16 protein-coding genes and 1 pseudogene are annotated in these 23,862 nt (G+C 66.7%); 2 read left to right on the top strand and 15 right to left on the bottom strand.

The features are described from left to right. Nucleotides 1-426 precede the first annotated feature (426 nt). Entirely contained in the window at nucleotides 427-2,004 is a 1,578-nt protein-coding gene (locus QYL93_RS28475) for an NYN domain-containing protein (protein WP_305746829.1), read from the bottom strand. Nucleotides 2,005-2,172: 168 nt separating this feature from the next. On the opposite strand from QYL93_RS28475, the gene QYL93_RS28470 reads away from it, so the two are divergent. After that, entirely contained in the window at nucleotides 2,173-2,526 is a 354-nt protein-coding gene (locus tag QYL93_RS28470) for a hypothetical protein (protein WP_305746828.1), read from the top strand. Here QYL93_RS28470 and QYL93_RS28465 read toward each other — a convergent pair. From QYL93_RS28465 to QYL93_RS28425, 9 genes are all read right to left on the bottom strand, one after another. Continuing rightward, a complete protein-coding gene (locus QYL93_RS28465) occupies nucleotides 2,507-2,851 on the bottom strand; it encodes a lipopolysaccharide assembly protein LapB (protein WP_305746827.1) in 345 nt (114 codons plus the stop codon). The genes QYL93_RS28470 and QYL93_RS28465 overlap by 20 nt on opposite strands. Nucleotides 2,852-2,933: 82 nt before the next feature. Further along, nucleotides 2,934-4,301, bottom strand: coding sequence for an MATE family efflux transporter (locus QYL93_RS28460; RefSeq protein WP_305746826.1), 1,368 nt, complete (start codon nucleotides 4,299-4,301; stop codon nucleotides 2,934-2,936). Between the two features lie 251 nt (nucleotides 4,302-4,552). Next, entirely contained in the window at nucleotides 4,553-4,978 is a 426-nt protein-coding gene (locus QYL93_RS28455) for a type II toxin-antitoxin system VapC family toxin (RefSeq protein WP_305746825.1), read from the bottom strand. After that, nucleotides 4,975-5,289, bottom strand: a complete 315-nt coding sequence (locus tag QYL93_RS28450; RefSeq protein ID WP_305746824.1) for a type II toxin-antitoxin system Phd/YefM family antitoxin — start codon at nucleotides 5,287-5,289, stop codon at nucleotides 4,975-4,977. The genes QYL93_RS28455 and QYL93_RS28450 overlap by 4 nt, the downstream gene beginning before the upstream one ends. A 144-nt stretch (nucleotides 5,290-5,433) precedes the next feature. Continuing rightward, complete coding sequence (locus QYL93_RS28445) at nucleotides 5,434-6,057, bottom strand: hypothetical protein (RefSeq protein WP_305746823.1); 624 nt, start codon at nucleotides 6,055-6,057, stop codon at nucleotides 5,434-5,436. Nucleotides 6,058-6,254: 197 nt separating this feature from the next. Beyond that, nucleotides 6,255-8,300, bottom strand: a complete 2,046-nt coding sequence (fusA, locus tag QYL93_RS28440; protein ID WP_305746822.1) for an elongation factor G — start codon at nucleotides 8,298-8,300, stop codon at nucleotides 6,255-6,257. 489 nt (nucleotides 8,301-8,789) lie between these two features. Then, entirely contained in the window at nucleotides 8,790-9,089 is a 300-nt protein-coding gene (locus tag QYL93_RS28435; protein ID WP_305746821.1) for a hypothetical protein, read from the bottom strand. A gap of 105 nt (nucleotides 9,090-9,194) precedes the next feature. Then, nucleotides 9,195-9,737, bottom strand: coding sequence for a GNAT family N-acetyltransferase (locus tag QYL93_RS28430; RefSeq protein WP_370877061.1), 543 nt, complete (start codon nucleotides 9,735-9,737; stop codon nucleotides 9,195-9,197). A 72-nt stretch (nucleotides 9,738-9,809) separates the two neighbouring features. After that, nucleotides 9,810-10,211 carry a hypothetical protein gene (locus QYL93_RS28425; RefSeq protein WP_305746820.1) on the bottom strand — a complete coding sequence of 134 codons (402 nt, stop codon included), beginning with the start codon at nucleotides 10,209-10,211 and terminating at the stop codon, nucleotides 9,810-9,812. Between the two features lie 217 nt (nucleotides 10,212-10,428). Between QYL93_RS28425 and QYL93_RS28420 the strand changes: the two genes are divergently transcribed. Continuing rightward, nucleotides 10,429-11,172 (top strand): TerC family protein, encoded by a 744-nt coding sequence (locus QYL93_RS28420; RefSeq protein WP_305746819.1) that lies wholly within the window; start codon nucleotides 10,429-10,431, stop codon nucleotides 11,170-11,172. Between the two features lie 51 nt (nucleotides 11,173-11,223). Here QYL93_RS28420 and QYL93_RS28415 read toward each other — a convergent pair whose 3' ends face one another. The 5 genes and pseudogenes from QYL93_RS28415 to QYL93_RS28395 form a co-directional block, all read right to left on the bottom strand. After that, on the bottom strand, nucleotides 11,224-12,222 hold the full coding sequence (locus tag QYL93_RS28415; RefSeq protein ID WP_305746818.1) for a J domain-containing protein: 999 nt from the start codon (nucleotides 12,220-12,222) through the stop codon (nucleotides 11,224-11,226). Nucleotides 12,223-12,929: 707 nt separating this feature from the next. Beyond that, nucleotides 12,930-17,156, bottom strand: coding sequence for a DUF4347 domain-containing protein (locus QYL93_RS28410; RefSeq protein WP_305746817.1), 4,227 nt, complete (start codon nucleotides 17,154-17,156; stop codon nucleotides 12,930-12,932). A gap of 224 nt (nucleotides 17,157-17,380) precedes the next feature. Further along, nucleotides 17,381-22,264: an FG-GAP-like repeat-containing protein gene (locus QYL93_RS28405; RefSeq protein WP_305746816.1), complete on the bottom strand. Its 4,884-nt coding sequence runs from the start codon at nucleotides 22,262-22,264 to the stop codon at nucleotides 17,381-17,383. A gap of 15 nt (nucleotides 22,265-22,279) precedes the next feature. Beyond that, nucleotides 22,280-23,104 (bottom strand): sulfotransferase, encoded by an 825-nt coding sequence (locus QYL93_RS28400; protein WP_305746815.1) that lies wholly within the window; start codon nucleotides 23,102-23,104, stop codon nucleotides 22,280-22,282. A 373-nt stretch (nucleotides 23,105-23,477) separates the two neighbouring features. Next, nucleotides 23,478-23,862 (bottom strand): annotated as a pseudogene (locus QYL93_RS28395) (matrixin); the annotation flags it as partial.

Raw genomic sequence — 23,862 nt, 5'->3', positions numbered from 1 at the left:
ACCAAGTACGCCGCTGAAATGAAATGCCCTTGGTGTTCAAGAGGCGTCGGCTTTCCAATCCCCAAGCGCACTTCGGCCCAGTGCCCTGTCTGCGGTGGCCAGGTCACCTATGCGTGTCGGGCCAAATGGGTGGTGCCTGGGCTGGCCGCAGCGGCGGTGGCCTTGCGCCGCCCGGCAGGGTCTGCGTGCGTTCCTGCTGAACGCCCTGCACTGCGCAGGCGACCAGGTCGCAGGTAAAAATCGCCGGCGAGCGCTTCCCTGTGGCCTTGCGCCATGCGCATGGCGGCCTCCATGGCTATGCTGGCGATTCGTAGAAGGGGTGGATGAGTCCCCTGTCCTCGACGACAGCAACAACCGCTACATGTCCGATGGGGCCCTTGCGGCCAGCGGCGGTAGTCGCTCGGCCGCAAGGATGCGCAAAGCGGCCTATTCCGCAGCTTTGGCCGACTTGCCTTCACCGCGTGGCTTGCGTGCGCGGGGCACAGCCGCAGCCTTGGCGGGTGCGACCGCAGGGGCGGCAGTGGCCGCCTTCTTGGCCCTTGCCGGTGCGGGCTCGGCCGCAGGTGCTTCGGCCTGCGCTGCGGCTGGCTTGCGCCCGCCGCCGCTGCTTGCGCCCTTGCGCGGTGCAGGTGCCGTTGCCGCACGGCGGCTGCGGGGCGCTCGCGCGGGGGCCGCAGCTGCTGCGCCAACGTTGTCTGAAGCGTCGCCCAGCGCGTCTACCATCGCAGCGGCTGCTGCCTCGGCACGCTCGTCTTCGGCCGAGGCATCGTCTGCCGGCTCGTCGCGGTAGGGCGGTTGTGCTTCAGCAGGCTCTGGCGCTGGCACGGGGGCGGGCGCTGGCTGGGTGAAGTAGCTGGTGCGGGCCGGGCGCTCGGCTGGCGCGTCGTCGCGCTCATCGGCGTCCTGGTGGTCTGTGCGGGCGTCTGCACGCTGTGGCTGCTGCAGGTCTTGCCGCGCATCCGCATGCTGCTGCGCCGCCCCGGATCGCGCGGAGCCTTCTCCACGGCGCCCGCGTGAGCGGCCGCCACGCCCACCACCGCCTTCGCCGCTGCCGCCGGAGGCATCCGGCAGCGCTGCCACGGCGTGGAAGTCATGGCGCTGGTTGCCCGCGTTGTTGCCCTGGCGTTCGGCGGGGGCTGCATCGCTGCGGCCTACAGGTTCGAGCCCGTCGCCGGCCACTGCGCCCAGGTGGCGGAACACATACGCGCCGGACCGCTCGTCGCGGCCAAACTCCAGCAGCCCGCGCGCCTGCGCCTCTTCGAGCAGGTTGCCGAAGGTGCGAAAGCCGTAATAGCTTTCGCTGAAATCGGGCTTGCGGCGCTTGATGGCTTCCTTGAGCACCGATGCCCAGATCTTGCCGCTGTCGCCGCGCTCGGAGGTCAGGGCCTCGAAGGTCTCCACCGCCAGCTCCACGCCCTGGGCGCGGCGCACGTCCTGCGATTCCTTGCGGCTGCGCTCTTCCTCGGGTGTGCGGCGCGGCGCGGGCGGCGAGCCGGGGCTCTGGCGCCGGGCCAGGGCGCGCTGCTTTTCGCGCACCAGGTCGTCGTAGAAGATGAACTCGTCGCAGTTGGCGATCAACAGGTCCGAGGTGGACTGCTTGACGCCCACGCCGATGACCTGCTTGTTGTTCTCGCGCAGCTTGGAGACCAGGGGCGAGAAGTCCGAATCGCCGCTGATGATGACGAAGGTGTTGACGTGCGACTTGGTGTAGCACAGGTCCAGCGCGTCCACCACCAAGCGGATGTCGGCCGAGTTCTTGCCCGACTGGCGCACGTGGGGGATCTCGATCAGCTCGAAATTGGCCTCGTGCATGGTGGCCTTGAAGCCCTTGTAGCGCTCCCAATCGCAATAGGCCTTCTTGACCACGATGGAGCCCTTGAGCAGCAGGCGCTCCAGGATGGGCTTGATGTCGAATTTGTCGTACTGCGCATCGCGCACGCCCAGGGCGACGTTTTCAAAGTCGCAAAACAGGGCCATGCTGATATTGTCGGGAGGGGTTGCCATGGAAGTGTGTCCGTTCTAGTTCGGTTGACATCATCACACGGATCGGGGTTGGCCCTGTGTCTGCATGGGCTCAAGCGCCACCCAACCGCGCTCGGATACCATCGTTGCCAACGTCTTATCCGCCAGCCTGCCTGCTTATCCACCTCATCGACACCACGGCTTGATGACATGATCGACATCATTTACTACACGCTGATGCTTCTTCTCGGGTATGCCGTGTACCGCTATGGGCAGAAGCAGCTTGCCAAAGGTTATCGCGACGAGAACGACGAAGTCACCAAGCCGCCCCTGGGGCCGGTGGGCTTCGTGGTGTGCGCTGCCATCACCGGCTTTCTGTCCTTCGGCCTGCTGCGTGCGCTGGCCAAGGGCGAGATCGAATGCGTGGGAAAGGGGTGCCGAGGGCAGGTCTACACCCTGGCAGAGCAGGCGGGCCAGTACTGGAGCAACATGTTCTTTCTGGCGTGGATAGTGCTGTTCCTGGCGTACACCCTGTACGTGACATTCAGGATGTGGAGGGGCTGATACCTGGGGGCTGGTCTGTGCGCTGCAGGCGGCGCAGGAAGACCTGCATCTCCTTGCGGGCCTGGTGATCACCCATTCGGTCGGCCACGGCCATGCCCTGGGTCCAGGTGTCCTGTGCGGCCTCGGTGTTGGCGTTGAGCGCGTGGGCCTTGCCCAGCAGCTTCCACGCGGCCGAGTAGTCCGGGGACCATTGCAGGCACCGCTGAAGGTGGGTGATGGCTGTGCCTGCGTCGTTCATCTTCAGGTAGTGCGATCCCAGCGTGAACCTGAGCACGGCGTTGTCCACCCCGCGCTGGAGCAGGGCTTCGAGGGGTTTCATGTCCATGGTGCAGGGGCCTTGGTAGTTGCATTGCCCGTGTTTATAAAACATCAACCGCACTTGAGGTCAAGCAGACCCGCCAGCCACGCTACACCAGCCGCGTGATCGGCCGCTTGCGCCACACGGCGTAGAAGTAGGTCGCCTGCAGCACCAGCGCGCACAGGTAGGTCAGCGGATAGCTGGCCCATATGCCCTGCAGGCCCAGCACCTGCTGCAGGGCGTAGGCCAGCGGCACCAGCAAGAAGGCCAGGCAAGACAGCGAGATCGTGGTGGGCACGCGCACCGTGCCCGCCGAGCGCATGACGCCGGTGAACACGCTGGCCATGCCGAACGCAAGGCTGCCCCATACGGTGATGCGAAGCACCGTGGCGGCCAGGCCCACGACGGCCGGGTCGCTGGTGAACAGGCGGGTTGCCAGTGGAGAGGCCGCCGCCACGATGCAGGCCAGGCCGCCGGTCAGGCCCAGGTTCATCCACAGCCCCACCCGCGTGACGCGGCGCACTTCATCGGGGTTGTTGGCGCCAATGGCCTGCGCTGCAAACACAGAGGCTGCAATCGCAATCGACATGGCGGGCATCTGCACATAGGCCATCACCTGGTTCACCGTGCCCCAGGCGGCCGTGGCCTGCCAACCGTAGCCGTTCACCAGCCGGAGCAAGAGCACATCGGCCAGCGAGCTGGTGATAAAGAACAGCCCGGTGGGCACGCCCAGCCGCGCCACGGTGCGCAGCAGGGGCACATCCCAGCGCAGGTGGGGCCGCAGGTGCCTTGGGGCCAGCAGGTGGTCCTTGCGGTGCAAGTGCCACGCGAGCCAGGCCACGGCCACGCCATTGCCGATGAGGCTCGCCCAACCAGCACTGGCGGTGCCCAGCCGGGGCAGCCCGAGCCAGCCCAGGATGAAGGCCGGCGTGAGCAGCATCCACAGGCCCGATGCCAGCACCAGCACGCGCAGCGGCGTGGTCGTGTCACCCAGGCCGCGCAGCAGGGCCGCAGCCAGCTGGTGCACGAACAGCACCGGCATCGCGAGGAACAGGATGCGCGCATAGGCAATCGCCTCCGGCAGCACATCGTCTGCCGTGCCCAGTGCGCGCAGCAGCTCGCCAATGACCGTGGCGCCCAGCACCGCCACCAAGCAGCCCAGTGCCAAGCCGCCGACCAGCACGGCGCCAGCCACGCGGCGCACCTTGTCAGTGTCGCGCCCCCCCCAGGCCTGGCCGACCAGCACCGACGAGCCCGCGCCCAGCCCGATCACGAACGCGATGCAGCACATGAACAGCGGAAAGAAGCTGACCGCCGCGGCCAGGGCCCGCGCGCCCAGCAACTGCCCCAGGCAGATGGTGATCACCGTGCCGCCGAGCGCCTGGAGCAGGTTGGTGGCGAGCAGGGGGCCGAGGAAGCGCAGGAAGCGGTGGGGGAGAGTGGTGGTCGTCGGGGTGGCGCTGGTGTCTGTAGGCATGGGAGGGCCATGGTAGGGGCGCTGCCAGCGCCGCGACAAGCGGTGGCGCGGGAACGCAACACGGAAGCCAGCGCTATTGCGGCCACAATGAGACGATTGCGCTGCTGTTGGCGGGAGCGCAGTTTGTAGAAATGCTGCGAGTGCAATCAATCACTGGAATTGATGGCATGAAGGCAGTGCCGGCGTGAGCTGGTGGTTCTGCGCTCGTTTTGCACCATCAGACCGGGTACTTTGCTATTGCAAGTTCACCTTCAATTCACCCAAGGATTGACCAACGAAACGCCAGTCTTGTCATACCCGCCCGTATCCCGGGTCACGACGGACAGGCCATGGTGCAAGGCGGTGGCCGCAATGATGAGGTCCGGCTGTGGAAACGAGTGGCCCGCCTTGCGGCCCTCCTCGACCAGGAGCCTCCATCGCAGCATGACATCCTCGCTGACCGGCAGCAGCCGGTTCTCGAACATCGGACGCAGTTCGAGGTTCAGCCAATCCGTCAGGACGGACCGCTTGTGAAGGTCGTCGATCCGCTCGATGCCGAAACGGATTTCGGCGAAGCTCACGGAGCTGACGAAAAGGCTTTCCAGCGCTTGGGCGCTGACGAAGGCGACCACCCGGGGTTCCGGGCGGGGACGCCGCAACTCGGACAGGATGTTCGTGTCGACTAGGAAGCCCTTCACAGGTCCACGTCCCGAACGGGTGCGGCCACGGGTGGTGCCAGCGCCAACTCGATGTCCTGGTGGGGCGAGGCCTGGAGGGCATCGACCAATGCCTGGCCGGTCCGTGCGCCCTGCAGGCGCCGGAAGTCCTCCACCGCGATGACGACGACCTCATCCCGCCCGTGGATGGTGACATGCTGGGGACCCTCGCTGCGCACGCGCCGCACCAGCTCGCTAAAGCGTGCTTTTGCGTCCTGAAGCAGCCAGTGCCCCGGAGGCGGGGCCGGGCGCTTGGCGGAGGATGGGCTATCGGGTGCGTTGAATCTGGTCATTCTGACTAGATTATCATCCGCCCCGTTGCACGGCAAGAAAAATCGGTCCGGCGCCGCTCCAACGCAGCAGTAGTGACGCACTCTCTTTGGTCTTTTCAGTTTCCTCAGTTCCTCTGGGGTCGCGTCGCCTTCATGGACTGCAACTCAACCGTCGTACGAGAAGATGATCAATCCCAGAGAAGGTACGAGCACCAGATCGTGCTCGGGGCCGGTCGTGAAGAAGGCGCCTTGCTTGTCAACGCGTTGCTGTGCCTGCTGTAGCAATGCGGGCGCATTTTTCACGCAATGGGCACCGCGAAAGAGGTTCTCTTGTTTAGATGCCGGGGTGGCTGTCCACGGTTCGTAGTGGTGGTAAGGCGTGCCATCTCGGCCCTGGCGAGCTGATTCCAGGTAGCCCAAGCCTCCGTGGTGAATCCTCGCAATGCTCTCGTCGGAAAGACGGAAGATGGCCATGCCGCAGCCCTCTCGAAAGCCAGAGATCTCATCGTGGTAGATGGCGTCAAGCAGTTCGAACTGCGGTGGGATCGCCTTGCGGTACATCTGCACCTGCAGATAGTCGCACCCTCGCATGGGCAGCAGAATCAACAGGCAGAGGGTGCAAGCGGCTGACGCAAGACGCAGTGCTGCCGCCGGAGGTCGGCGTTGAAACAGCAGGTAGGCCGCTGACCCGAGGGCGTATGCAATCCCCTTTGCCGTGAAGAAGACCGCCACTCCCAATAGCGCCATGCAGAACAAGCCGAAGCCAACAGCCATGATTACGATACCCATTGCCAACCTTCACGAGTCTCTAAATTGCGCGCAAGTGTTGAGGCGCGGTGTGAGCTGAGCATGAAGTCTGTGAGGACCATGTGAGCTTCTGGCGGAATGCGGCCATGCATGCGCTTGTCGCAAGAAAGAAAAGGGGCGCAGACTCCCGTCCACGCCCCTTCCGTCTTTGCGCTGCCAGGCCATCAAGCCCGGCTCATTCAGCCCACCAGCGCAGCCATCGCCCCCGCAGGCACCACCCCATAGTGGTCCAGCTGCATCGAATACTGCGCACGCCCCGAAGACAGCGCACGCAAACTACCGATGTAGCCGAACATCTCTTTCAGCGGTACCTCGGCCTCGACCGTGGCGGCGTTGCCGCGTTGGCCCTGGCCGCGCACCACGCCGCGGCGGCGGTTCAGGTCGCCGATGGCATCGCCCAGGTAGTCGGCCGGGGTGATGACCTCGACGGCCATCACGGGTTCGAGCACCTGGGGCCCGGCCTTCGCAAACCCTTCACGGAAGGCGGCCATGGCCGCCAGCTCGAAGGCCAGCGTGGACGAGTCGCGCTCGTGGAAGCTGCCATCCACCAGCGTGGCGACAAAGTCCACGGCGGGGAAGCCGGCGACCACGCCTGCCAGGGCGGCGCGGCGGATGCCGGCCTCCACTGCGGGGATGAACTCGCGCGGCACGGCGCCGCCGACGATGCGGTTTTCAAAGCGGATGCCTTCGCCCCTTGGCAGGGGCTCAAGCAGCAGCCTCACCTCGGCGAACTGGCCGGGGCCGCCGGTTTGCTTCTTGTGCACATGGTGTACCTCCACACTCTTTGAAATGGTTTCGCGATAAGCCACCTGGGGGCGGCCGACCGACACGTTCACGCCGTGGCGTGCGCGCAGCTTCTCGATCGAGACTTCGAGCTGCAGCTCGCCCATGCCGGACAGAATGGTCTGGCCGGATTCGGCGTCGTGCTGCAGCCTGAGGCTCGGGTCTTCGCGCAGCAGGGACTGCAGGGCCTTGGACAGGCCTTGCTGGTCTGCGCTCGCCTTGGGCTCGATGGCCACGTGGATCACCGGCTCGGGCACGCTGATCTGCTCCAGCACCACGGGGTGGGCCGGGTCGCTCAGGGTGTGCCCCGTCAGCGTGTCCTTGAGGCCCACGATGGCGGCGATGTCACCGGCCACCAGCTCGTCGCGCTCGATGTGCTTGTCGGCATGCACTTCGTACAGGCGCGACACGCGCTCGGTCTTGCCCGTGCTGGTGTTGAGCACCACGTCGCCGCGGGCCAGCCGGCCTGCGTACACGCGCACGAACACCTTGGCGCCATGGTCGTCGGTGACGATCTTGAACGCCAGGGCCGCGAACGGGTCGGCCGCCGTTGCCGGTTTGCCGCCTTCGCGGACGATGTCGTCGGGCGAGGGCAGGTAGTCCACCCCGGCGTCGAGCAAAGGCTCTACGCCGCGGTTCTTGAAGGCCGAGCCGGCCAGTGCAGGCACGAAGGCGCCGGCCAGCACACCCTTGCGGATGGCGGCGCGCAGCAGGTCCACGGCGATCTCTTCGCCGTTCACATAGGCCTGCAGGGCGGCTTCGTCGTGCTCCACGGCGGCTTCGACCAGGCGGGCGCGGCTGCGCACGGCTTGCTCAAGCAGGTCGGCGGGCACATCGGCTTCGCGGTAGGGCGCACTCGCGTCGTCCTTGTCCCAGATGCGGGCGCGCAGGCTCAGCAAGTCCACCACGCCGCAGAAGTCACCTTCCGCGCCGATGGGGATCTGCAGCGGCACCACGCGCACGCCCAGGCGTTCTTCCATCATGGCCACCACTCGGTGAAAGTCGGCTCCCACGCGGTCGAGCTTGTTGATGAAGGCGATGCGCGGCACGCGGTACTTGTCGGCCAGGCGCCAGTTGGTCTCGGTCTGCGGCTCCACGCCGGCCACGCCGTCGAACACCACGACCGCGCCGTCGAGCACGCGCAGCGAACGGTTCACCTCGATGTTGAAGTCGATGTGGCCGGGCGTGTCGATCAGGTTGAGCTGAGTGCCCTTCCAGTGCACGGTGACGGCCGCGCTGTTGATGGTGATGCCGCGCTTTTGCTCTTGCGGGTCGAAGTCCATGTGCGCGGTGCCGTTGTGCACTTCGCCGATGCGGTGGCTTTCGCCGGTGTAGAACAGGATGCGTTCGGTGGTCGTGGTCTTGCCCGCGTCAACGTGGGCGATGACACCGAGGTTGCGCAGTTGCGCGTTGCTGTTGGGGTTGCGTGAATTCTTGGTCATGGCGAATCTTTCAATCTTTCTTGCGGCTGCACTCGGCTCTGCGAGCAGCTGCCGCCTGGTTGGCATTGCGCCAGCCCAGGCTTCACAAAAAAGGATTCGCCTGGGGGCTAGCGTCGATGGGAATTGCTTGTGCTGTCGCCGGAGCCCGGGCGCACGGGGCTCATGCTCCGGCGGTCGGGAATCGTGGCGATCAACTTGTCGTAGGTACGCATGGGTTGGTGGTGAGTGAGTGGCCTGAAAACAAAAAACCCCGGGAGGGACGAAGCCTGCCGGGGTTGTTGGGTCCGGAAGGCGCACAGCCCTCCGACACGCGATCGAGGGGCGCAACTAGGTGGCGAACGATGCCTTGATCACGTTGGTGAGGATTTTCATAATGGTTGGATTATCCGCGCGGTGCACAAAGCTTGCAAGCGGCCTTGCCTATCGCGCCGATAGCGTAAGACCCGGCAGACCGCTGGGTCCCCGGAAGCGGCCAGTGGCGCGTGCCCATCATGGCTCGCGCACCAACCGGTGGTACCGCCAGACCCCCCAGATCGTGCCGACGGCCAGGCCTATCCCTATGCTCCAGCCCGCCGGAACACCAAATGCGAAAGCCAGAACGAACATCAGGCCGGCGCTGACCAGCGCTATGAAAAACAGCGTGACGAAATCGAAGCGCGCGACTTCGATTGTGTCTTCCATGGCGCTGCGCTCCCGGTGGCCCTGCGCGCGGCGCTGGCCCCGGAACAGCAGGACATCCATCACGAACTCGAAGAAACCGATGACGATATCGGCGAGGGCACTGAACATGGGTTGCTCCATTGGCGGCGCAAGCTGAGCGCACTGTCGGCAGGGGCGGCCATCGTAATTCTTCACCCCTTTGACCGCAGGCGGACTGGGGCCTTGCACGCCGGCCTACCTGGCCACGATGGCCCAGCGCTCGTGGTCGCGCCAGCAGCCGCCGATCTTGAGGTACTTGGGCGAGTAGCCTTCCTGCGTGAACCCGCAGGATCGCACCAGCGCCAGCGAGGCGGCGTTGCCAGGCTGGATGTTGGCCTCTAGTCGGTGCAGCTTGAGGGTGCGAAAGGCATGGCGCACGGCCAGCGTGAGCCCTTCGCGCATCAGGCCCTGGCGCTCGTAACCCGCAAAGGCGTAGTAGCCGAGGTAGCCGCTGCAGAACGGCCCCATCACCATGTTGGTGATGTTGACCACGCCCGCCAGCTCCAGCGAAGCGGCGCCTTGCCGCACGACCAGCAGGCCGCAGTTGCCTGGTGCCTGCATGCGCTCGATATAAGCCACGAACTGCTCGGGCGTGGCCGGTGCTGATACCCAGGGCCGGTGCAGCGCGCGGCTGGCATGCACGGCGGTGAGGAATGCCTGCCGGTGCCCGGTACCCACTGACTGCAGGTGTATACGGGCGGCAGGTGGCGGCGATGGAGGGCGGCGCAGGGTTGTCACGGGCGCGATTGTGGCACTGCTACCGTGTGGGCTCACGCCCAGCTTGTCACGCCCTGTGGGGCGTTACCATTGTCAGAACTTGGTGGCCTTGATGTCCGCCTTGGCCTTGTCGTATTCGGCCTTGGCTTGTTTCTCGCAGGCGTTCTTGGCATCACCCGTCTGGTCGTCGCACTTTTCCTTGGCGACATCGTGCGCGCCTTCGGCCTTGGCCTCGGCCACCTTGCGGGCATGGGCGGGGCTCGGCTTGTACTGCTGCTCCAGTTCGGCCTTGGCGATCTTTTCCCGGGCCTCGGCTTCTTCTTCGCAGACATCCTTGGCGTTGGCGTTGAGGGTGTCGCACTGGACCTTCTGGGATTTGTAGTCGGCTTCGATCTTTGCCTTGGCTGCCTTGTGCTGGTCGGCGGTCAGGGCGTGGGCGCCGGAACAGGCCAGGAGGCCCGATGCGATGACTGCTGCAATGACTTTGGTCTTCATGGTGAACCTCCTTGGACGAAAAGACACTGCACTGTGGCCGAGCCGGCGCCCACCCCGCGTAGGCCATCGGCGACGAAAGAAGTCGGACAGCCCAGGTCAGAAGCACCAGGCCGGCATGTAGGACGAAATCCATTGTGCTGACGCGCGCAGCGGACCGGATGCGTTTTCACCGGAGTTCATGGATGATTGGCGCACCCCGCCAATCCCTTTGCTCGCCATGAACTACCTGCAAACACTCGTTTCCGATCCCGCCGCCTGGGTGGCCTTGCTCACGCTGATTGCGATGGAGGTGGTGCTGGGTATCGACAACCTGATCTTCATTTCTATCCTCACCAACAAGCTGCCGGAGAAGGACCGCGCCAGGGCGCGCAACATCGGTATCGGCGCTGCATTGGTGATGCGGCTGGCGCTGCTGGGGACCATCGCGTTCATCGTCGGGCTGACCGCAACGGTGTTCACCGTCTTCGGCAAAGGGTTCTCCTGGCGCGACATGATCCTCATCGCAGGCGGGCTCTTCCTGGTGTGGAAGGCGACCAAGGAGATCCACCACAGCGTGGACCCGGACCCCGGGCCCGATGTCTTCACGCCCCAGAGCGCGGGGCTGACAGTGCCGGCCGCCATCGGGCAGATCCTGGTGCTGGACCTTGTGTTCTCCATCGACAGCATCATCACCGCAGTGGGGATGACGGAGCACATTCCCATTATGGTGGTGGCGATCCTCGTCACCGTGGGGGTGATGCTGTTCGCCGCCACGCCGCTGGCCAACTTCATTCAGGCCAACCCGACCATCGTGATGCTGGCGCTGGGCTTTCTGCTGCTGATCGGCACCACGCTGATCGCAGAGGGCTTTGGCGCTGCCATCCCCAAGGGCTATATCTACGCGGCAATGGCGTTCTCGGCGCTGGTGGAGCTGCTCAACATGTTTTCGCGCCGGGCCAGGCGGCGCAACTCGTCCCGATGAGGATGCATGCGGTGGCATGCGCGCCACCGCAGCGCCTGTTTGCCCCGCCCCTCAGAAGAAATCCGCCTCTGCCAGCTGCAGTTCACGCGGGTTGCCCTGGGGCTGCTTGTGCAGCGACACGGTGGGGCCGGTGTCGCTGCTCGCGTTGCCCTGCTGATCCGTTGGTGCGCCGGCTTCCTGCACGGCCACGGCACTTGAGCGGGCGAGGGCGCCGGTGGCCAGGTTGCGGTAGCGCACTTCGTAGCGGCCGGCGCTGAGCTGCTCCACGGCGAAGCGGCGGAAGGCGGGCACGTACAGATGGCGCACGGCCTGCGGCTGCATGCCGTCCAGCGACACCAGTTTGACGAACATGTCGCAATCGTTGTGGCTGTTGTCCACGGTCAGGCGTGACGCCCCATCGGTGTTCAACTGCGGGTAGCTGGCGAGGTAGCCGGCACTGGGGGGCCAGGGCTGGCCATTGGGGTCGGTGGCGGGGCGCTGGTACCGGGGCGCAAAGAACACGGGCACCGCGAACCCGCGCAGCGGCCCGGATGCCGCGGCGCCAATGTCGTTGTCATCGCCCAGAAAGGGCCGGGGTACCAGGGTAACCAGGGCCAGGCAGGCCACCACGGCGCCCAGGGCGTACAGGCTCCAGTTGTGCTGCAGGTGCTGCGCCAGGGCGCTGGTGGCGGGCGCATGCGCCCGGTTGCGGCGGCGGCGATGGCGGTTGCCGCCCCCGTTGATGCCGCTGCCGGATTGCAGCCCATGCGCCGTGGCGTGGCTGTAGCGTGGCGCCTCGCTGTGCATCCACAGGGGCTGGATGGAGGGGGGCAGTGTATCCACCTCGTCGTTCTGGTCCACCCACAGGTCGTGCAGCGCGCGCTGGTGGGGGTTGGAGAGCACGGCGTACGAGGTATCGATGATGGCCATCTTGCGCGCGGCCTGGGGGTCGCCCGCGTGGTGCCCGGGGCCAAACCTGCGCACCATGGCCTGGTAGGCAGCATCGATCGCCGCCGGCGACGCATCGCGCGCCACCTTCAGGTTGTCGTAGTGGGTGTGCAGCGTAGTCACGCGGGTGGCCATTGGGGGTGAAGATTTCGCCGACCGTACCGGGGCTGGTGATATGAAACCACATGTTACATCGACCGCTGTCTGTAATCCAGAGGACGCGCCTTGCAAAATGCGGGCGGTGGTGATCTTCGTCACGGGAACGCTTGTCGAAGCGTATGTGCCTGCGTGCATAGGTTCCTTGCCCTCGGCCCCGGTGTCAGTCGAAGACAGCCGTGCCTTCGGCCCAGATGGTGTGGCCGGGGTGGTGCTCTGCGATGGTGAGCACGGCGCCCGCAATGGCGGCTGCGTCGCCGTGGTCGATGGTGTAGCTGAAGGTGTTGACGTTGGCCCCTTGAGTTGGGGGCCACGCTGCTCATCGTGGACCGCAGCGGCGCGTTCTTTCAGGCCGACGGCCTGGCCAGCCTTGGCCGCAGCCCGCGCCTCGCGCTGCATCCCGCTGCCACCCCGGCGCACAGCCGATTTATCGGTTTCAGTGGACTAGGAGGCTGTCGGACTTGGAAATCGTCGGCTGCAAATCGGCCGCAGCGGTCCATTTTTCACCGTCTTTTTGCCCCACAGCCTGGCTATGGGGCTGCAAATCCGGCAAAAACTGTCCTCGCTGGGGCCGACTTTCGCTTTCGACGCTCCAAGTCCGACAGCCTCCTAGCGCACGCGGGCAGCCGCACCCCGCAGAGGATGGGGCGGACCGCCGCGCTGGAGAACAACCATCAGGCGAATTCAAGCCCCTTGTTCGTGAGGCCCACCAGGTCGATGCGCACAGCCGTGGCATCCAGGTTGGCCGCCATCACCACCACCTCATTGAACGAGACCCCGCTGGCCATCAGGTCCGTGATCAGCTTGAGCTCGGCCTGCGTGCCCGCGCGGCCCACCACGTTGGTCCACAAGAGCTGCGCGACCTGGTTGGGCGTTTGCACGCCCAGGGCCTGCAGCCCGATGCCTGCGATGGTCTGGCTGGTGGCGCCAGCATCGAGCAGGCGGATCACCTCGCCCGCCACGCCCTTGTTGGCCAGCAGGGCCGGGCCGCCCAGGGCGCCGAGCAGCTTGGCGGCCTGGCCGGCGTTGCCGGTGAGGTCGAGCGCCAGCTTGGTGTCGCTGAACGTGACGCGCTCCACCCGCGTCACATCGAGCATGGCCCCATCGGTCAGGCGCTGCAGCGTGTAGTTGCCATTGCCATTGGCCTGCACATGGGTCTGGCCCAGCGTGGCAGGGATCACCACCGTGTCGGTGCCTGCACCGCCATCCACATACCGGGCCAGGCCCAATGTGGGGCTGATGGTGTTGTTGCCCGCATTGCCTGTGACGGTGACCTCGCGGATGGCATCCACGCGCACTGCGCCTGCGGTGTTCATGCCGTCGAGCAACTGCGCTGGCGTCTTGCCCGCGCTTTGCTGCGGGAAGAACTGGGCAAACAAGGTGGCCACCTCCAGCGCCGACGTGCTGGTGAGGGCTTGGATGACGGCACCCTCGCCCTGCGCGAGATCGCGCCCCAGCCACTTCTGGAACAGGAAGGCGGCAGCCTCCTCGGCGGCGCTGTGCGCCACGGTGAGGCTCGGACCCGTCGCAAAGCGCACTTGCTCCACATCCACCAGCCAGTCGGAGACACCCGAGGCGGTATGGGTCAGCTTGATGCCATTGGCTTCGAGCACCACCGTGTAATCCGCACGCGAGCCTTCCTGCACAGCCACATCAAAGCCCGTGCCGCCGTTGAGTTTGTCGCTGCCCGTGCCACCCGAGAGCAGGTCGTTGCCCGCACCGCCGAACACGATGTCGTCGCCCGCATCGCCGTAGACCTGGTCGTCCCCGGCCTCGCTGCCCACAGTGTCGTTGCCGGCGCCGCCGTGGAGGGTGTCGTTGCCCGGGCCGAGCACCATCCACTGCGCTGCGCCATCGCCGACGGCCATGTTTTGGCCGGCGCCGCCGATGGTGCGCACGGCACCCACGATGGCCACGAACTCCACGTTGTCCACCTGGATCACGGTGCCCGCGGGCAGGGCGCTGGCGTCGATGATGATGGCCTGCTTGCCGTCACCGGCCGCAGCGCCGCCGTTGATCACCAGGGGCACATTGGGGTTGAAGCCTGCGCCGGTGGTGGGTTTGATGGTCTGCACCACCAGTGATTCGCTGGCGCCCAGGGTGGCCAGGAAGTCCTGTGCCTGGGGGGCCAGATCAGAGTTGCTGCCCGCCGCGGAATCGATGCGCTTCAAGAGCTCGGCCTGTGCGGCCGAGCCCGTGGTGCCGACGGACTGCCCCACGGCCGTGAGGCCCACGCCCACGGGGATGCTGACGGACACGAGGGCGCGGCCATCGGCGGCCTTGACGATGGGGATGTCGGCCAGCGGGCTGCCCGAGCCGGGTGTGTCGGGGCGGTTGCTGGCGACCACGGGCACCGTGGTGGTGGTGGTGCCGTCGGGCGCCTTGGTGATGATGACGGGCGTTCCATCCACGTTGTTCGATGGCGCAGGCGTGCCCCCGACGGTGATCGCGTTGCCGGTGAGGTCGGCGATCACCACGCTCGCATCGGCACCGGCGTTCCAGTCTTCGGCAAAGGCGATGTTGTAGGTGGTTCGGTCGGTGGCGCTGGTGCCGGTCTTGTCCAGCAACTGGTTCACGAAGGCCTTGTCGGAGGCGCTCAGCGCCAGGCTGAAGGTGGTGGCGCTGGTGGTGTCCACGTTGGCGGTGTCGGTCAGCACATAGGTGCCGCCGCCCTTGCCGGTGAAGGTGAGCTTGTTGGCCACGATGTCGTTGGCGGTGCCGGCCTTGCCCAGCAGGTTGGTGCCCGTGACCACCAGCACCCCGGTGCCCACGTCGTAGGTGGCGCTGGTGACGGTGGGTACGGCGACGTTGCTCACGGTGATGGCATTGCCCGTGAGGTCGGCCACCACCGAGGCGGCATCGGCCCCGGCGGCCCAGTCCTCGCCGGCGGCCAGGTTGTAGGTGGTGCCACTGGTGGAGCCGGTGCCGTTCTTATTGACCAGCAGATTCAAGGCCGCGCGGTCGGCCGTGCTGAGCGTCAGCGTGAAGGCGGTGGCGCTGGTGATCTCCACGTTGGCGGTGGTGGTCAGCGCGTACGCCGCGTCGCCCTCGCCGGTGAAGGTGAACTTGTTGGCGACGATGTCGTTGGCGGCCCCCGCCAGGGCGGTGAAGCCGGTGCCGGTGACCACCAGGGCGCCGCTGGTGGCGTTGTAGGTGGCGCTGGTGATGGTTGGCGCCGGCCCCGGGATGGATACCGTGATGGCATTGCCCGTGAGGTCGGCGATGTTGCCGCCCGTGACCACGCTGTTCCAGTCGTCGGCTGCGGCCAGGTTGTAGGGGGTGCCGCCCGTGGAGCTGCTTCCGCCCTTGTTGAGCAGCGCCTCCACTGCTGCGATGTCGGCGCCCGAGAGGGTCACGGCAAAGCTGGTGGCCGACGTGACCTCGACGTTGGCCGAGGTGAACAGCACGCGGGTGGCGCCGCCTTCGCCGGTGAGGGTCAGCTTGTTGACCGTGACATCGTTGGTGGCCCCGTCGGTCTTGACCAGGTTGGTGCCCGTGACCGTGAGGACATGGGAGCTGGTGTTGTAGGTGGCGCTGGTGATGGTGGGGGCGGACACGCCGGAGACGACGACGGCGTTGCCGGTGGCATCGGCGGCGGCCGCCGACTGCCAGCCCGCCGCTGCCGCCAGGTTGAAGGCGTTGGCGTCCACCGCCGCGACGCCGTTGCTGTTGAGCAGGCCGTGGACGTTGAGCATGTCCACCGCGTTGAGGGTGACCGAGAAGGCGGTGGCGCTGCTGGCGTTGACGTTGCTGCTGGTCAGCGTGTAGCTGGCGCCGCCCTGGCCGGCGAGGGCGAGCTTGCCGACATCGACATTGCCGCCGCCGGTGAGGTTGGTGCCGGTCACGGACAGGATCCCGGTCGATGCGTTGTAGGTGGCGCCGGTGATGGCGGCGAGCGATACGACTGCCGGCTCGAAATCCAGGTCATCAAGGGCCAGGGAGAGGTTCGTTCCCGCGAAGGTGAAACCGGTGATGTTCTGGAAGTGGGCATAGGCCGAGGTATTGATGTTCTGCTGCAGGATGGTCGCGCCGCTGCTGGCGTAGGTCAGGGCCGACCCCCCGTCGGGGGTGACGGTGATGTTGCCATCTGCCGCTGCACCGAAACTCAGGCCATTGAGCCGGAAGGCGCTGCCGTCGGCAGCCTCGACCTTGATGCTGGAAATGCCCGAGACGTTGGTCCGGTCGAAGCGCAGAAAGTAGTCACCCGCGTCGTTGCCAAGCCCCGACAGGCTGCTGTCGTTGGAAACCCGGTTGGTGTAGCTGCCGGTGCCCGTGATCGTGTACTTGATCCCATCCAGCGTGAAGCTGGCCGTGGAGAAGTTGGTGACGTCATTGGAGTCGTAGTTTTCGTCGGCGGGCACGGCCAGCACTGCGGCATAGTTGGCTGGGCCCACCAGCACAGGGGTGTGCACCGTGCCGTGCTGCCGCCCGAGCACCCAGTCGCCGCCCAGCTGCGGCGATCCGGTGAGGTTGGTGGACGCCGCCACGTTGGCCCCGAACAGGTCGGACAGCATGCGCAGCAATTCGGCCCCTTGCCGGCCCGCGCCGGAGTGGCAGCCGTAGAGCAGCACGTCGCCATCGTCGGCAAGCGCGCTGCCGATGGCACGCAGCTGGTCGGCATGCCCGGGGGCGCTGGCGGCATCCAGCACCGTGGTACCCCAGTGCAGACGGCCATGGCTGCCGTGGGAGAGTACGTGCACAGCGCCGATGCCGCTGCGCCCCTGCAGGTGCGCGGCCATCTGCGCCAGACCGTCACGCATGCCATCGAGCAACACGACCTCGGCGCCCTGCGGGGCCGCTGTCGCCAGCGCCGCCCCATCGTGCAGGTCGTTGAAGAGGAAGACCACCTGCACGGGGCTGTGAGCGTATGTGGGGTGGGCAAGATCGATAGGGTAGGCCATGCTGATTGCATCCTCGTTCTGGCGGCCAGGAGACCGCATGCCTGCGGCATCTGAGCTCCATGGGGGACCGGATACCCACGCGGGCGTTCGGCTTGGGGCGTGCGGCACAACGGCATGGGCTGGAGAAGCCCTGGGTGTGATCGGCCGCGACCGTTCTTTCTACCAGAAAGCAAGCGGCAGGGCGATGTGTTTATGGTTTTGGGGCGCCTTGGCGGGGGGGGGCTTCAGGCGAACTCGATTCCCCTGGCCGTGAGGCCCACCAGATCAATCCGCACGGCGTTCAGCTCCAGATTGGCCGCCATCACCGTCAGCTCACTGGCCGACACCCCGCCGGCCATGATGTCGGTAAGCAGCTTGAGCTCGCTGTCCGTGCCTGCACGGCCCACCACGTTGGTCCACAGCGTCTGCGCGATCTGCGTGGGCGTGCTCGCCCCCAGCAGTTGCAGCCCCAGGCCTGCGATGGTCTGGCTGCTGGCCCCGGCATCGAGCAGGCGGATCACCTCGCCCACCACACCCTTGTTGGCCAGCAGGGCCGGGCCGCCCAGGGCACCGAGCAGCTTGGCCGCCTGGCCAGCGTTGCCAGAGAGGTCCAGCGCCAGCTTGGTGTCGCTGAAGCCGACGCGCTCCACCCGCGTCATATCCAGCATGGCCCCATCGGTCAGGCGCTGCAGCGTGGCGTTGCCGCTGGTCGACTGGATGTGCGTCTGCGCCAAGGTGGCGGGGATGACCACGGTGTCGATGCCTGCACCGCCATCCACATACCGGGCCAGGCCCAGCGTGGGGGTGATGCTGTTGTTGCCGGCGTCGCCGTTCACTATCACGTCGCGCACGGCGTCTGCGCGGATGGCTCCTGCACCGGCCATGCCCTCCAGCAACTGCGCCGGTGTCTTGCCTGCGGTCTGCTCGGGGAACAACTGGCCGAACAGGCGCGCCACTTCCAGGCCGCTGGTGCCTGCCAGGGGCTGGATGACCGCTCCCTCGCCCTGTGTGAGGTGGCGGCCCAGGAACTTCTGCACCAGGTAGGCGGCGGCCTCTTCGGCAGCGCTGTGTGCCACTGTGAGGCTGGGCCCCGTCGCAAACCGCACTTGCTCCACATCCACCAGCCAGTCGGAGATGCCACTGGCGGTATGGGTCAGCTTGATGCCGGCCCCATCCAGGGTGACGGTGTAGTCGGTGCGTGCGCCTTCCTGCACGGCCACATCGAAGCCCGTGCCGCCATTGAGCTTGTCGCTGCCGGTGCCGCCCGAGAGCAGGTCATTGCCGGCGCCGCCGAAGACGATGTCGTCCCCTGCATCGCCAAAGACCTGGTCATCACCACCCTCGCTGCCCACGGTGTCGTTGCCGCCGCCGCCGTGGATGGTGTCGTCGTCCGGGCCCAGCACGATCCACTGGCCCGCGCTGTCGCCGCTGGCCGCGTTCTGGCCAGCGCCGCCGATGATGCGCACGGCCCCCACGACCGCCAGGAACTCCACGTTGTCCACCTGGATCACCGTGCCCGAGGGCAGGGCGCGGGCATCCAGAATGATGGCCTGCTTGCCATCGGCCGGGTTGGCGCTGCCCGTGATCACCAGCGGCACGTTGGGGTTGAACCCCTCGCCCGCCGTGGGCTTGAGGATCTGCACCGACAGGGGCTCATTGGGCGCCAGCGTGGCATAGAACACCTGGCCGGCATTGGTCAGCTCGGGGTTGTTGCCGGCAATGCGCTCGATGCGAAAACCCAGCTCGGCCAGCGCTGCGGCACCGCTGGTGCGGGAGGAAAGCCCCTCGGCCTGCAGGCCCACACCGGGCGGGACGCCGACCTGCAGGATGGGGCGGCCGTCCGGCGCGGTGACGATGGGTATGTCGGCCAGCGGGCTGGGCGTGCCCGGGGTATCGGGCCGGGTAGGGGTGACCACCGGGATGGTGATGATGGTGGAGCCGCCGGGGCCCGGTTCGGTGGTGACGGGCACGCCGTCGATGGGGGTGGGGGGCGGCGTGCCGCCACTGTCGGCCGGGGTGTTGTTGGTCACCGCCGTGGCCACCAGTGTGGCGGCATCGTTGCCGGCTGCGTCCTGCAGGGCGTTGGCGTCATCGGCCCCGCTGGGGTCGGTGTAGGCCACGGTCACCACCTGGCCGTTGGCCACCGGCGTGGCCAGGTTCAGCGTGACCGTTCGGGATGCCGCATTCACGGCCACCGCCGTGACCACGTTCGGGACCGCCCCCACCAACACGGCAAAGGCTCCGGGCGCAGCAGCATTGACCGCATCGAGCGCGCCCGCATCGGTATACGTCAGCACCAGCGCACTGCCGTTGACCGTGGCCGAGGTGAACACCGGGGCGTTGGGATCGATGGTCACCGAGAGGCCGAGCGATGCCGTGCTGAAGTTGCCCGCCGCATCCGATGCCTTGGTGTTCAGGGTATGGGTGCCTGCAGCCAGGGCGGTGCTGGTGATGGACCAGTGGCCCGCGCCATCGGCCGTGGTGCTGCCCAGCACCGTCGTGCCATCGGTGTCATACAGGGTCACGCCCGCGTTCAGCCCGGCCGTGCCCGAGAAGGTGGGCAGGGTGGCGCTGGTGGTGTTGTCGGTGCTGGAAGCACCGGTATCGCTGGCGGCATCCAGGTCGGGTGGGGACGAGGCTGCGGGGGCGACGGTGTCGATGGTGTAGGCCTCGCCTGCGGTGTAGCCGCCCGTGATGGCCATGCCCAGGCCGTTCTCTATGCCCGTGCCGCTGGCGTTGAGGTCCAGGCGCAGGGTGCCGTCGCCGCTCACGCTGCCGACCGTCACCGTGTAGGTGCTGCCCGCGCCGCTGATGCCGGTCACGCTGCCGGTTGCGCCAACGCCTGTCGCGGTGAAGTCGCCGATGTCCACGCCGCTCACCGATTGGCTGAAGGTGACGGTGTAGTCCACGCTGGGGGCATTGGTCAGCACCGAGCCGCCCGTGCGCACGATGCTGCTGACCGAGGGCGCGGCGGTGACCACCAGGGCAAAGGTGTCGCTGGCGGAGAGGCTGCCATCGCTGGCCGTGACCTTGACCTGCAGCGTGCCCGCATCGCCCACAGCCGGGGTGCCGCTGAAGCTGCGGGTGCCGGGGGTGAAGCTGAGCCAGCCGGGCAGGGCGCCACCGCCGTCCAGCGTGGCCGTGTAGGTCAGCGTGGTGGCGGCATCTGGGTCCTGGAAGGCATTGGATGCGAAGGTGAAGGTGAAGCCCTGCGTGGCGGTGGCCGCCTGGTCGGCCAGGGGGGTGGCCACCGTGGGGGTCTCGTTGACGTTGTTCACCGCGACGGTGAACGCCTTGTCGGTGAACAGGCCGCCGCTGTCGGTGCTGCGCACGGTGACGGCGTAGCTGGTCTTGGCCTCGTAGTCCAGCACGGTGCCGGCCTTGAACTGCAGGTCGCTGCCGCTGATGGCGAAGTCGCCCGCGTCCGCGCCGCCCACGATGCTGTAGGTGAAGCTGTCGCCCGCATTCACGTCAGTGGTGGTGAGTGCGCCAATGCTCAGCGGCGTGGCGGTGGAGGTGTTCTCTGCCACGCTGGCAGCCGAGAGCGCGATGTTGGTGGGCGCCTCGTTGACCACGCTGACGGTGCTGCCCGCGCCGTTGGTCACCGGCGCCTGCCCACTGGCCATGCGCGTGCCGCCTGCGGCGAGCGTGAGGTCGGTGTCGCCATCGATGGACAGGACGTACGACTGCCCGTTGGCGAGCCCCGTGCGGTCGTTGTAGAAGCCGCTGACCTTGTAGGTCTCGTTGCCACCGCTGGCCACCGAAATGGACAGCCCCGCGAAGGTGATCTCGCTGGTGCCGGCGTTGTAGGTGCCCACCACGTTGGTGGCGTCGGGGCCGCTCAGGCGCCAGGTCACCTTGCTGAAATCGCCGCTGCCCGAGGTATGTACCTTGAGCTGCGACACCCCCAGTGCCAGGCCGTCGCTGCCGCCCCCGTCGGTGAGTCGGAAGTCGAACACATCGACCGCTTCTGCCGCCGTGTCTGCCGTGCTGGGCAGGCCCACGGGCTCGCTCACCCCCGTGCCCGCAGTGAGGGTGCCATCGGTGTTGGTGGCCGGCACGGCATTGTTCAGCAGCAGCTTGACGGCGCCCGCGTAGATGGGCACCGTCCAGTCGCCGGCATAGAAGGCCACTGCCATGTCGATGTCGCCGTCACCGTCCACGTCGCCGGCCGCCAGGGCCTGGCCGGTCACCGGCGTGCCCTGGTACATGAAGGCCGGGTCCTGCAGCACCACCCCGGAGTCGGTGAACGCGCCGGCCCCGTTGTTGAGCATGATCTTCTGGCCCAGGCCATCGAGGTCGCCATCGCCATCCACGTCGGCAAAGGCGCTCGGCGCCTCGGCCCGGGTGAAGGCCTGCAACTGGGTTCCCAGCGCGCCGCTGCCATTGTTCTGGAACAGGATGAGGTTGGCGGCAACGCCGTTCACCCCGCTCACCAAGGCGTCGGCGTGGCCATCGCCGGTCAGGTCCGCAGACAGGGCCGCGCCGCCAAAGGCGTCGCCAAAGCTGCTGTGCTGGGTGAAGCCGCCGCTGCCATCGTTGGTCAGAATGCGCACGGCGTTTTCTTCGACGAGCACGGCGTCCTTGTCCCCGTCCCTGTCCAGGTCCACCAGCGTCGCAGCCTGGGGGTCCGAGACCTTGGCCGGGCTGGACGACAGCGTGAATGCGCCGGAGCCATTGTTCTTGTAGACCGCGTAGTTGCCCTGGAAGAGGCCGACGAAGGCATCCAGGTCGCCATCGCCGTCGAGGTCGGCGATCTCGGCGGTCTGCACACTGCCGCCGATGGTGCCGCCCGCCGTGAAGGTGCCGGTGCCGTTGTTCTGCCAGATCTGCAGCGGCGACTGGTAGGAGCGGGTGACCAGCTCCAGCTCGGGGTCGGCATCAAGGTTGACCAGCCAGGACTGGACGATGCGTGCCGCCGGCAGGCTCTGGTGCAGGCTGAAATTGCCGGCACCATCGTTCTTCCAGACCTGGCTTGGCTGGTTGCCTGCCGCCTTCTCCACGCCGATGAAGATGTCCAGGTCGCCATCGCCATCGAGGTCGGAGAACCGGGCCGTGGTGGCGTTGGAGTTGTCGCTGGTGTTGGAGTAGGACCAGAGGCTTTGGCCGGAGGTGTAAGCAAGTGCCATGGGGGCTTTCCTGGATCAGTTCGCGGTGGGTTTGATGACGCTTGCCGTGCTGCGCGTGTCCGTGCGCCAGAAGGCCATGTCCTGGTACTTCTCGAAGATGTCGGGCGGCAGGATGGTCTGGCGGTCGCGCGGGGCCACCTTGCGGTGCACCTGGTGCATGCCGGCCATGCCCAGGGCGGCGTCGAACTGCGGCGCGTCGTATTCGACGTTGTCGATGTCATGGCCGTCGAACCAGGGCTCGCCGATGAAGCGGTAGACGAGCTGCAGCACCTTGTGCGGCGCGCGCACCAGCAGGTCGTAGTCCACCAGCAGCAGCTTGCCGGCGTGGGGGCCGTAGTAGGCCTCCTTGAGCGCGGCCCAGGGAAAGCCGATCAACCGGTCGTGCCGTGCCAGTGCGGCCATGCGGCTGTAGATGGTCAGGCGCTCTGCCTCGCTGGAAAACAGCTTGGTGTTCTCGAACGGGTTCTTGTGCAGCTGGTTCTCGATGCTGTCCATGATCCAGGGGATGTCGCGCACGCAGGCGATCATCCTCGCCTGTGGAAACATGTCGGCCACCATGGGCATCTTGGCGCACCACAGGCGATTGGTGTCGAAGATGACTTCCCGGCCAACGTCGCCATAGAAGGCGTCGAACAGCCCGCGCAGGATCTTCTTGCGCATGGGCGCGTCGATCAGCAGCGACAGCTCACCTCCCGCGCTCATCAACCGCAGGTTGGCCGAGACCAGGCCGCCTACGGGGCTGGTCATGCCCGCGTGAAAGCGCGGGTTCTGCAGCAGCAGGGCCGACAGCAGGGTGGAGCCCGCGCGTGGCAGGCCGGTGATGAAGTGGTACTTGTGCACAGATTTCCAGAGGCCCAAAAAACGCAGCACACCCGCGCAAGTGCCGGCGGGCGCCGTTTCGTTCTTTTCACGTGTGTGTTCAAGGCGCCAAGCCTGGCGATGCGGTGCCAGGCTTGCCGACAGCGTCGCCAATGATTGGCAACACATGACACGGTTTGTAGCGGGGCCTTACCAAGTGGTAAACCCTACCGAGGTAGGGGGCCGGCCGGGCCTGGGGCTGGTTTTTGCCTGTGCAGGCAGGCGCCGTCTGCGCCCATGGAGGGCGCAGCCGTGGAAGCTGCGGCCCGGCACGGCGTTGCGCTTGCCGGGGGCAGGGCAGACCTCAGGTGAAACCTGAGGCCCCCGCCATCACGCGAACTCGATCCCCTCGCGGTCAGGCGAACTCGATGCCCTTGGCAGTGAGCCCCACCAGATCAATCCGCACGGCATTCATCTCCAGATTCGCCGCCATCACCGTCAGCTCACTGCCCGACACCCCGCCCGCCATGATGTCGGTAAGCAGCTTGAGCTCCCCATCCGTACCCGCACGGCCCACCACATTCGTCCACAGCGTCTGCGCAATCTGCGTGGGCGTATTCACCCCCAGAAGTTGCAGCCCCAGCCCCGCAATGGTCTGGCTGGTGGCCCCCGCATCCAGCAGCCGGATCACCTCGCCGACGACTCCCTTGTTGGTGAGCAGGGCCGGGCCCCCCAGGGCACCGAGCAGCTTGGCGGCTTCGCCCGCATGGCCATTGAGGTCCAAGGCCAGCTTGGTGTCA

The sequence above is a fragment of the Acidovorax sp. A1169 genome (assembly GCF_030704685.1).
Lineage (GTDB): Bacteria > Pseudomonadota > Gammaproteobacteria > Burkholderiales > Burkholderiaceae_C > Acidovorax.
The sequence above is the reverse complement of the archived record's forward strand: the minus strand, read 5'-3'. Positions and strand labels throughout refer to the sequence as shown.